General features: G+C 35.5%; 9 protein-coding genes. 6 read left to right on the top strand and 3 right to left on the bottom strand.

Features of this window, described 5'->3' with window-relative positions:
- Positions 1 to 130: 130 nt before the first annotated feature.
- Positions 131 to 1,135 carry a tryptophan--tRNA ligase gene (gene trpS / locus J6L95_RS02750; RefSeq protein WP_287458064.1) on the bottom strand — a complete coding sequence of 335 codons (1,005 nt, stop codon included), beginning with the start codon at positions 1,133 to 1,135 and terminating at the stop codon, positions 131 to 133.
- 312 nt (positions 1,136 to 1,447) lie between these two features.
- On the opposite strand from trpS, the gene spx reads away from it, so the two are divergent.
- Positions 1,448 to 1,918, top strand: a complete 471-nt coding sequence (spx, locus tag J6L95_RS02745) for a transcriptional regulator Spx (protein ID WP_029071060.1) — start codon at positions 1,448 to 1,450, stop codon at positions 1,916 to 1,918.
- Here the strand turns inward: spx and J6L95_RS02740 are convergent.
- Positions 1,908 to 2,462, bottom strand: a complete 555-nt coding sequence (locus J6L95_RS02740; protein ID WP_287458063.1) for a CYTH domain-containing protein — start codon at positions 2,460 to 2,462, stop codon at positions 1,908 to 1,910. The two genes, spx and J6L95_RS02740, sit on opposite strands and share 11 nt — an antisense overlap.
- A 76-nt stretch (positions 2,463 to 2,538) precedes the next feature.
- On the opposite strand from J6L95_RS02740, the gene J6L95_RS02735 reads away from it, so the two are divergent.
- Positions 2,539 to 3,309, top strand: a complete 771-nt coding sequence (locus J6L95_RS02735) for an NAD kinase (RefSeq protein ID WP_074686138.1) — start codon at positions 2,539 to 2,541, stop codon at positions 3,307 to 3,309.
- On the top strand, positions 3,306 to 4,127 hold the full coding sequence (locus J6L95_RS02730; protein ID WP_287458062.1) for an RluA family pseudouridine synthase: 822 nt from the start codon (positions 3,306 to 3,308) through the stop codon (positions 4,125 to 4,127). Before J6L95_RS02735 ends, J6L95_RS02730 begins: the two co-directional genes overlap by 4 nt.
- A gap of 13 nt (positions 4,128 to 4,140) precedes the next feature.
- Here the strand turns inward: J6L95_RS02730 and J6L95_RS02725 are convergent, their stop codons facing one another.
- On the bottom strand, positions 4,141 to 5,334 hold the full coding sequence (locus J6L95_RS02725; protein WP_074686137.1) for an FtsW/RodA/SpoVE family cell cycle protein: 1,194 nt from the start codon (positions 5,332 to 5,334) through the stop codon (positions 4,141 to 4,143).
- Positions 5,335 to 5,422: 88 nt separating this feature from the next.
- Here J6L95_RS02725 and J6L95_RS02720 point away from each other — a divergent pair, with 88 nt between their 5' ends.
- The 3 genes from J6L95_RS02720 to J6L95_RS02710 all read left to right on the top strand — a co-directional run bounded on the left by J6L95_RS02720 (position 5,423) and on the right by J6L95_RS02710 (position 7,051).
- Positions 5,423 to 5,755 carry a PTS sugar transporter subunit IIB gene (locus tag J6L95_RS02720; protein ID WP_287458061.1) on the top strand — a complete coding sequence of 111 codons (333 nt, stop codon included), beginning with the start codon at positions 5,423 to 5,425 and terminating at the stop codon, positions 5,753 to 5,755.
- A 103-nt stretch (positions 5,756 to 5,858) separates the two neighbouring features.
- A complete protein-coding gene (locus tag J6L95_RS02715) occupies positions 5,859 to 6,413 on the top strand; it encodes a GTP pyrophosphokinase (RefSeq protein ID WP_074686135.1) in 555 nt (184 codons plus the stop codon).
- The gene (locus J6L95_RS02710; protein ID WP_287458060.1) at positions 6,410 to 7,051 is read left to right on the top strand and encodes a response regulator transcription factor; all 642 of its coding nucleotides are present in this window, start codon (positions 6,410 to 6,412) and stop codon (positions 7,049 to 7,051) included. The genes J6L95_RS02715 and J6L95_RS02710 overlap by 4 nt, the downstream gene beginning before the upstream one ends.
- Positions 7,052 to 7,155 lie beyond the last annotated feature (104 nt).

Raw genomic sequence — 7,155 nt, 5'->3', positions numbered from 1 at the left:
GATATAGGTTATAATGATTACTGTAATTAGGTTCTTTTATATTCTTGTAACTCATAACCTAATTATACCAGAAAAGTGGCTGCACTCACTAAATAGTGAGTACGCCACTTTTTTACTGTATTTTATTTCGTTACAGCCTCTTAATTGTAATACCCATTTTTCTTTCTACTTTAGCTAGTTTCTTTCTAGCCATACGTCTGGCATTTTCAGCACCTTTTTCAAGGATTTCATCAATGTAGTTGCCAGAGATGATTTCCTGATAACGATCCTGAATTTTCTGTAGTTCTTCGCCTACGATTTCTGCAAGATCTTTCTTGAATTCACCATAGCCTTTACCTTCATACATAGCTTCAATTTCAGGGATGGATTTCTTTCCTAAGATTGAATAGATTTCTAGAAGGTTAGAAATACCTGGTTTATTTTCTTTATCATATTTAATAGTGGAATCACTGTCAGTTACGGCTGACATGATTTTTTTCTTAGATACATTGATTGGATCTAGAATATAGATACATCCTTTTCCAGTAGGATCAGATTTACTCATCTTGCTTGTTGGATCCTGAAGACTCATGATACGTCCGCCAACTTTTGGTGTAAGTGGTTCTGGTAATTTAAATGTATCGCTATAGCGACTGTTGAATCTTTCTGCAATATTTCTAGCTAGTTCGACATGCTGCTTCTGATCTTCACCAACTGGAACATAATCTGGATCATACATAAGGATATCAGCGTTCATTAACGATGGATAGTTGAAGATTCCTGCACCGATGGATGCATCTTTTCTTGCTGCTGCTTTTTCTACCTGCATCTTATACTGAGTCATACGAGAAAGTTCTCCCATGTTGACCATACATCCTAAATACCATCCTAGCTGAGCGTGTTCTAATACATCACTCTGTAGGAATAATGTTACTTTTTCTGGATCAAGTCCTGCTGCTAAATAAAGGGCAATAAGATCCTTTGTGTTCTGTCTTAAATCTTTTGGTTCCTGATAGATTGTCATAGAATGAAGATTGGCAATAAAAATAATCATTTCATATTCATTCTGATAGCTGACAAATGGCTTGATAGCGCCAATATAGTTTCCAAGCGTTACACGACCGGTAGGCTTGATGCCACTTAGCATTCTTTTCATAATATTACCTCCAAAAAAACATCTGTCCTTAAAGGACAGATGTACTGTTATGCCACCTTTATGGGACTCTCTTTAACGCAGAGTACGTCTTCCAACTCATGCTAGAAGATGCTCAAAGAACCCAATTCAACACTATGTCATGGACTGCTTTCACCACCCGCAGACTCTCTTTCTCACTTCATAGCATCTACTTATTTCTTATCATCGCTTATAATATTATAAAAAATATATATGAAAAAAGCAAATCTTTTAAGAAAAAAGATATACAAACCAAAATTATAGGTTATAATTGAGAATGAGAGGTGATAGAGAATGATCAGAATCTATACAGCACCAAGCTGTGCATCATGCCGTAAGGTAAAAGCATGGCTTAATGAACATGATATTCCCTATGTAGAGAAGAATATATTTTCTACTCTTTTAAGAAAAGAAGAGCTCCAGGAATTACTTGAAAGAAGTGAAAATGGTACTGAAGATATTATTTCTAAACGCTCTAAGATCATGAAGGAGAATAAGGTCAATATCGAAGATATGTCAATTAATGAGTTGATTGCTTTTATTCAGGATAATCCTTCTGTTTTAAAGCGACCTATCATCATTGATGAAAGACGTTTCCAGGTTGGCTATAACTCCGAAGAAATCAGAGCTTTCATTCCAAGGGAATTAAGACAGCTAGCCCAATGCGATCATGCGGATTTTTGTCCACCATTTGCTAAAGAGTATAGCTTAAAAGAAGCGTATGAACGTGATCACAAACAGAAAAAGAGTTCTGCTACATTGTAGCAAGAACTCTTTTTATTTTACTTGGTGCATTTTTGGTGTAATCAAGATGGAACTGTTCCTTTAATTCGTTGAACTGCTGATGTCCTTTTTCATCAGTTAACTCAAATTCCATTTCAAAGTCATGCTTTTGATTATAGAAGTTCTCATCTAAAGAAAGTACACCATAATCTAATATGATATCATGACGAATGGTCTTTAATGAAGCATTGTGAATGATTAATGATGGATCAATGCCATGTTCTTCAAGAACATCTGTAATATCATTTTTTGGCATATGGTCTGCTAAAATTTCTTTTGCGGTATTTTCACTGATATCAAGATTATATTCCATCTTTGCAAAGCCTTGAGGAATCTTTAATGTCAATTCGTATCGTCCTTCTTTTTCTCTTACACGTAAAGCATACTTCTTCTCCTGAAGTTCTTTGCTAGTTAAATAGTAATTGATCTGTGTGTAAGATTTATGATCAGGATAAGCACTCAACATGTTAGAGAAAGTCTTTTCATCAAGAAGAATCTTATATTCTATTTCTTTATTTGTATTCATACGTCCACCTCAAAAGTATTGTAGCGTGAGTTGTCAAAAGGGTCAAATGCCTATATAATAATTTCGGGTGAATATTATGAAGAAATATGCGATAGTTACAAAAAAAGATGAAAAGTCTCATAAAATGACTAAACTTTTAAGAAAACATCTTGATGAATTTATGATTTATGATGAAGTCCATCCTGAACTTGTCTTATCCGTTGGCGGGGATGGTACAATTCTTTATGCGGTGCATAAATACATTGATCAATTAGAAGAAGTCGTCTTTTTAGGTATTCATACAGGGACATTGGGTTTTTTTACAGATTATCAAAGTGAAGATGCATTAGATCTCATTAATGATATAAAACATCTCACTCCAGAAATATTCAACCGCTCATTAATTGAGGTGCATACACAATCTAAGGTCCACTATGCCTTAAATGAAATGAGATTAGAGAACAATCGTCATTCACAGGTGATTGATGTTTTTATTAATGATACAAAACTAGAGACATTTAGAGGCAATGGTCTATGTGTCAGTACACCATCGGGGTCTACCGCTTATAATAAATCTATTCAGGGAGCTGTCATTGATCCTTCATTGCGTCTTATGCAGTTAAGTGAGATTGCAGGTATTAATCATAATGCCTATCGTTCACTTGGTTCTAGTCTCATACTAGGAGAGGGAACTTATATTCGCTTGAAGACTGTGAATTATGAGCATTCGGTTTTATGTGTTGATCTGGATGCTTATGAATTAAAAGAAAATGCGGTTGTGGATATCATGATTTCAAAACGTGTTGCACGTTTTGCAGATTATAAGCATGCGCCATTTATTGAACGTTTAAAGAAGAGTTTTTTATGAAATTAACATTTACAGTAGAAAAAGACGCCTCTATGCGTCTTGATGAATATTTATATCATCAGCATATTTCCAAGAAGCTAGTCAAGGATACAAGAAATCATGGGTCAATTCTTGTCAATGGGGAACCTTCATTCTTAAATAGAATTGTCAAAGAAGATGATGAAGTCACTGTCATCTTTCCCAAAGAAACAAGTCAGGTCATTCCAGTAGACATCCCATTTAAGATTGTCTATGAAGATGAGTATCTGATGGTTGTAGATAAGCCAGCAGGATTAGCTACGATTCCTAATCGTATGTATTTAACTGAATCATTGGGAAATGCGATCATGTTTTATTACCAGCAGCATCATATTGATTCTGCTATTCATTTTGTCAATCGTCTAGATAAAGATACATCAGGATTAATGCTAGTAGCTAAGAGTCGCTATGTTCATGATTTCTATTCACGTGATATCAAGAAGGTAAAACGCATCTATCATGCGATAGTAGAAGGTCATCCTGGAGATGGTGATATTGAACAGCCGATTGCGCATGCTCCTGATCATGCGACAAGACGCATGGTCGATCCAAGTGGGGTCTATGCCTTGACACATTATCGTACACTTGAAAATTATGAAGACAGTTCTCTTATTGAATGTATATTAGAAACCGGGCGTACTCATCAGATCAGAGTACATCTTGCTTCAATTGGACATCCGCTTGTTGGTGATCCACTTTATAATGAACAAGAAGGACAGTTTTATTTAGATAGTGTAGAAATAACTTTTCCCCATCCTTTCACAAAGCAAATGATGACATTTAAAAAGAGTCGTAATTAAAACGACTCTTTTTTTACATGTGTGTATTGTAATTGCTGATCTTATTATGATAATCCATATCTACAAAAATTCCTAATGCGAGAAGATATGAAAGAAGCGATGATCCACCATAGGAAATTAATGGTAATGTAATACCAGTAATTGGCAATAATCCAAGAATCATTCCGATGTTCCATACCTGCTGGAAAAGCAGACATCCAAGAATTCCCATTGTGAAATGTTTGTCTCTTTCATTTTCAGATCTAAGTCCAATTCGTAATAGGATAATATCAAATAAGCAGATTGTCGCAATTGTGATAATAGCGCCAATAAATCCGAAGTCTGTAGCGATAATCGCAAAGATAAAATCGGTATGGGCTTCAGGGAAAGCCATGACTGTTGCACCAAAGCCATGTCCAAACCACGATGCTGTACCATAGGAAATCATGGAGAACCATAGCTGCATTCCCTGATTGGCGGTTGTACCTTCAGGATCAAGCCATCCATAGATACGGTCTAATCTGTGTCCGCTGATAATCTTTGTGAAGATTTCATTGTGATATAAGAACAGCAGTGACATAAGGACTACGATGATTCCTACTGCTGCAAATAGAAAGATAAACCAGCGTCCGTTCATTCCACTTGAAATAAGAATAAAGAAGCAGGCACACATCATGATCATAATGACACCAGTATCATTTTCTAAGAAGACAAGCAATGCTGGTGGAATAGAAATCTTCAGTACTTCAAGTACATATTGAATATCTGTATCTCTTGTACGAACGGTAATGTTTTCATTAAAGGCCTTTGTCATTTGTGCAAGATACATGACCATAATGATCTTCATGAACTCACTTGGCTGAAAAGAGAAAACTTTCAAATTGTACCAGCAGGTAGAACCATTGACATATGTCGCTCCCGGTACAACATGATGCATTGTTCTCGTATAGACAAAGTGGTCAATAGCCAATCCTAGAAGAAGAGCCATAAAGATCCAATAGATAGGCTTGATATGCTTATATATTGTCTCCATACCCGATCTAAAGATAAGCAGGATCATTACTCCTCCCACTATATAGTAGGCCAGCTGCATGATCCACATTCGTCCCGGATGGGCGATGCTGGTCATGATCGGTGCTGCACTAGCAATAGCTAGACATGAGATTGACAGTAGCATCAATAGCACAATAACCAAAGGATGTTTCTTTAGTGTATCAATGAGTGACATGGATACACCTCCATTTCTCTTTGTTTTTTTACTCGCATATAGTATACTATAAATTAGAAATGTTTCAATGTAAAAGGTAGGGAAGAATATGAACTCAACAATTATTATAGCAATTGTCGCTGCGCTTATCCTTGTTGCGCTAGCAGTATTTTTTATTTTAAAAAACAAATCATCGAAAGAGATGGAATGCCCAATTGATCTTGATAGACTTATTCAGGCTTTAGGTGGAATTGATAATATCGTAGATGTAGAAACAACACCTTCTACATTAAAAGTAAAACTAAAAGATCAATCACAATTGCCAATTGATGAAATCAAGGCTCTTGGTGCATCTGGTATTGTGCAGGGTGCTGATACTTTAACAATGATTTTTGGTAAAGCATCGTATCTTATTGGAGAAAATCTACGAAAAACACTGTAAAATATGTGATGTATTTTCATTAAAATGTGAAATAGTGTAAAAAGAGGCAAATTCAATTTGTCTCTTTTTTCTTATGCTAGAATAAGTGCGATTGGAGGAGATCATGATGACAATATATGGCAATCATCTTGAAGTGATGGAAAGAATTCTTTCTCATCTTGTAGAAGATATAAAACAGTATTCTTCCCATTATGAGCACTTAAATTATCGTATCAAAAGTGATGAATCAATGAGGGAAAAGTGTCTTAGAAAACAGCTGCCAGTCAATGAGAACAGCGTTCTTCATGAAATAACTGACAGCATCGGTATCAGGGTGGTGACATCTTTTCTAGATGATGTCTACTACTGTAAAGATATGATTAAATCATTGGACTATGTGGAAGTGGTAAAAGAAAAAGATTATATCAAGAATGTCAAAAAGAATGGTTATCGCAGTTATCATATGATCTTGAAGATAGAAGGTTACTTTGTAGAAGTACAGCTTAGAACCATTGCCATGGATTCGTGGGCAGCACTTGAACATAAAGTAAGCTATAAGCATCAGCTTAAAAATAAAGAACTGATTCAAGAAGAACTAAAGAGATGTGCGGATGAATTGGCATCATGTGATTTAAGCATGCAGACCATCAAGACGCTCATAGAGGAGGATGAATTATGAGATTATTATTAGCAGAAGATGAAGCAGCACTTTCTCGTGCATTAAAGACACTTCTTGAAAATGAGGGCTATGAGGTTCATATTGCCAATGATGGAATAGAGGCACTTCAGCTTGTAGAGGAGCATATTTATGACATCATGATTCTTGATATCATGATGCCACGTCTTGATGGTATATCCACATTAAAGAAAATAAGAGAAATGCAGATTTCTACACCAGCCATCTTCCTTACTGCCAAGGGCGAAGTTGAGGATCGTGTTTCAGGATTAGAAGTAGGTGCAGACGATTATTTATGCAAGCCGTTTGCGATAAAAGAGCTAATGGCAAGACTTCATGCGTTGCATCGAAGAAATAATCAAAAAGGATGCATTGAAAAAGGAAATATGCGCTTAGATTTGGAGAAAGAGGAGCTTATCTGTCATAACAGTATTCGTCTTTCCTCAAGAGAATGTCGTCTTCTTTCTTACTTGATGACTCATCAAAAAGAAATAAGCATTGATGAGCTATCTAAACAATTAACTTGTGATCATACAAGGATGCGTGTTTATATGTCTTACTTGAATAATAAATTAAAGTCTGTAGGTTCATCTTTTATTATTGAAAGAGAGCCAACTATAAGGAATTCAAGTAAAAAATGAAGTTTTTTTACATTATCTTTGTTCTTTGGCTAATCTCATTAAATAACAGTTGCAGTTTCATATGAATCATCTGTTATTGAACCGAATTATATTAGAAGTATATT

Source organism: Kandleria sp., assembly GCF_017934775.1.
GTDB classification, from domain to species: Bacteria; Bacillota_I; Bacilli_A; order Erysipelotrichales; family Coprobacillaceae; genus Kandleria; species Kandleria vitulina.
This window is presented reverse-complemented; position numbering and strand designations above follow the sequence as displayed.